Source organism: Citrobacter sp. wls757 (genome assembly GCF_005280935.1).
Classification (GTDB): Bacteria; Pseudomonadota; Gammaproteobacteria; order Enterobacterales; family Enterobacteriaceae; genus Citrobacter; species Citrobacter portucalensis.
On sequence record NZ_SZWU01000058.1, the window covers coordinates 1 to 1,884 of the forward strand.

At 52.2% G+C, this 1,884-nt stretch carries 1 protein-coding gene and 1 tRNA gene; one reads left to right on the plus strand and one right to left on the minus strand.

Annotation, left to right across the window (positions count from 1 at the left end):
• Positions 1-59 precede the first annotated feature (59 nt).
• The gene (gene gltX / locus FDW94_RS14450; protein ID WP_008785393.1) at positions 60-1,475 is read right to left on the minus strand and encodes a glutamate--tRNA ligase; all 1,416 of its coding nucleotides are present in this window, start codon (positions 1,473-1,475) and stop codon (positions 60-62) included.
• 258 nt (positions 1,476-1,733) lie between these two features.
• On the opposite strand from gltX, the gene FDW94_RS14455 reads away from it, so the two are divergent.
• A tRNA-Val gene (locus FDW94_RS14455) sits at positions 1,734-1,809 on the plus strand.
• Positions 1,810-1,884 lie beyond the last annotated feature (75 nt).

The following is a 1,884-nucleotide window of genomic DNA, read 5'->3' on the forward strand; positions in this document are numbered from 1 at the left end:
TAACAGGCAAAAAAAACGGCAGGATGCGCTCCTGCCGTTGTTTCATCGCTCAACCGGTCTTACTGCTGGCTTTCACGCTCAGCAATAAACGCCAGCGCTTTATTAATACGCTCAATGCTGCGGGATTTACCAATCGCATGCACCGTGACGTCTAACGCCGGAGACTGACCCGCGCCGGTTACGGCTACGCGCAGCGGCATCCCAACTTTACCCATACCCACTTCCAGCTCATCAGCGGTTGCCTGAATCGCGTGGTGCACGTTTTCTGCCGTCCACTCGCTGATAGCAGCTAGCTTATCGCGAACCACTTCCAGCGGCTGACGCGCTACCGGACGCAGGTGTTTCTTAGCTGCATCCGCGTCGAACTCAGCAAAGTCTTCGTAGAAGTAGCGGCAGCTCTGCGCCATCTCTTTCAGCGTTTTGCAGCGCTCACCCAGCAGTTTAACCAGCTCAGACAGCTGCGGGCCGACGCGAGTATCGATATTTTCCTGCTCAATGTGCCATTGCAGATGCGTTGCCACATATTCCGGTGCCAGCGAATTAATGTAGTGGTGGTTCAGCCACTGCAGTTTTTCCGTGTTGAACGCACTCGCAGACTTGCTCACCGCACCAAGGGAGAACAGTTTGATCATTTCTTCACGGGTGAAGATTTCCTGATCACCGCTGGACCAGCCCAGACGCACCAGATAGTTCAGCAGCGCTTCCGGCAGGTAACCGTCGTCGCGATACTGCATAACGCTGACCGCACCGTGACGTTTAGAGAGTTTTTTACCGTCGTCGCCGTTGATCATCGACACGTGTGCATAAACCGGCACCGGCGCATTCAGCGCTTTCAGGATGTTGATCTGACGCGGAGTGTTGTTGATATGGTCTTCACCACGAATAACGTGAGTGATTTCCATATCCCAGTCATCGACCACAACACAGAAGTTGTAGGTCGGGGAACCGTCGGTACGGCGGATGATCAGATCGTCCAGCTCCTGGTTGCTGAATTCGATCGGCCCACGGATCTGGTCGTCAAAAATAACGGATCCATCCTGCGGGTTGGCAAAACGCACCACGCAGGGTTCATCAGCAGCATGATGTTCATGGCCGTGGCGGCAGCGACCGTCGTAACGTGGCTTCTCACCGTTTGCCATCTGCTCTTCGCGCAGTGCGTCCAGACGCTCTTTGGAGCAGTAGCATTTATACGCGGTACCGGCTTCCAGCATCTCATCAATCACGGCGTTGTAGCGATCAAAACGTTTGGTCTGGAAGTACGGGCCTTCATCCCATTCCAGATTCAGCCAGTTCATGCCATCCATAATGGCTTCAATAGCTTCCGGAGTGGAGCGTTCAAGATCGGTGTCTTCAATACGCAGCACAAACTCACCGTCATGGTTACGTGCAAAAAGCCAGGAATATAGAGCAGTACGCGCACCACCGACATGCAGGTAACCTGTCGGGCTTGGCGCGAAGCGAGTTTTGATTTTCATGAAATGGCCTTACGTTTATAAAGATGCCGACAACCGGCAAATCCTGGGAAGATTATCAGGCTCGTATTCTATCACTGTGGCCTGATTCCTCAATGTTGTTCAGGTTGGAACATCACGCTTTGCCATTTTCGTATACAAATCATGCTGCATGGATTGATTTGCGATCGTTTTGTTTAAATTTACGACGAACGAACAAATTCTTTAGAAAATGCGTTGACTCATTTTCAACTCTCCCTATAATGCGACTCCACACAGCGGGGGTGATTAGCTCAGCTGGGAGAGCACCTCCCTTACAAGGAGGGGGTCGGCGGTTCGAACCCGTCATCACCCACCAACTACTTTATGTAGTCTCCGCCGTGTAGAGTAAGAAATTGAGAAGTGGGTGATTAGCTCAGCTGGGAGAGCACCT